Consider the following 1,003-nt stretch of genomic DNA (forward strand, 5'->3'; position numbering starts at 1 on the left):
AGGCAGCCCTCGACGGCGCCGCGTCCGGCGGCGGCTGCCGGCTCGTCGCCGGGTACGAGGGCGCCGGCCCGGTGGTCGAGCGTCGCGCCGCCCAGGTCGCGGTCGTGCTGCGGGCGGGCGGGGCGCGCCGGCTTGAACCGGCGGCGGGCACCGACTGGGAACTCGGCCGGTTCCGGGCGCCGTACCTGCGGGACGCCCTGCTCGACCTCGGGATCTTCGCCGAGACGCTGGAGACCGCCGGATTCTGGTCGGCGCTGCCGAGTCTCTACGCGGACGTGCGCCGGGCCCTGACGGACAGCCTCACCGCCGCCGGCCTGTCCCCGGTGGTCATGTGCCACCTCTCGCACCTGTACGAGAACGGCGCGTCCCTCTACTTCACCGTCGTCTGTGCCCAGGGCACCGACCCGATCGGGAGCTGGCGGGCGGCGAAGACGGCGGCGGGCGACGCGATCATGGCCGCCGGCGGCACGATCACGCACCATCACGCCGTCGGCACCGACCACCGGCCGTGGCTCGGCGCCGAGATCGGCGGCCTCGGGGTGGAGGTGCTGCGCGCGGTCAAGCGGACCCTCGACCCCGCCGGCATTCTGAACCCGGGCGTACTCGTCGAGTGACAGCCAGCCGGACGGCATGACTGTGCGCTTTGATGTGTTCGCTTTGCGGTGATACCCGTGCCGTCGGTGGGGGTATACCGACGGCATGCAGACCCTTGGAGCGGTCATCGTCGCCTTCGCGCTCATGCTGATTCCGCTGATCATCGTCGGAGCGGCGCTGACCTGGGTCTACCTGCGCTGCGCCCCGCTGCGGGCCGCCAACGCGCGCCAGGGGGCCCAGGTCGGCCATGGCCACCATCCGGCCGCCGCGGCCGCCGGCACGGTCCCGGCACCCGATCCGGCGATCCCCGACATGTCCGGCCGTGGCCTCCGCCAGGATGAGGGGCATGAGCAGCACCGCAGGGCGGCCCTCCGCCACGGGCGCCGTCCCGGCGGCGCCGCCGCAGCGC

The 1,003-nt window shown here is 74.5% G+C and carries 2 protein-coding genes; both read left to right on the forward strand.

What is annotated here, in order from left to right; translation table 11 throughout:
- Positions 1 to 614 (forward strand): FAD-linked oxidase C-terminal domain-containing protein (locus MXD58_RS25500; RefSeq protein ID WP_284678863.1); only part of this gene is annotated, 614 nt, incomplete at its 5' end.
- Positions 615 to 699: 85 nt separating this feature from the next.
- Positions 700 to 1,003: hypothetical protein (locus MXD58_RS25505; protein ID WP_250610225.1), on the forward strand; the 304-nt coding region annotated here is incomplete at its 3' end.

Origin of the sequence: Frankia sp. AgKG'84/4 (assembly GCF_023242965.2) — a bacterium.
Classification (GTDB): Bacteria; Actinomycetota; Actinomycetes; order Frankiales; family Frankiaceae; genus Frankia.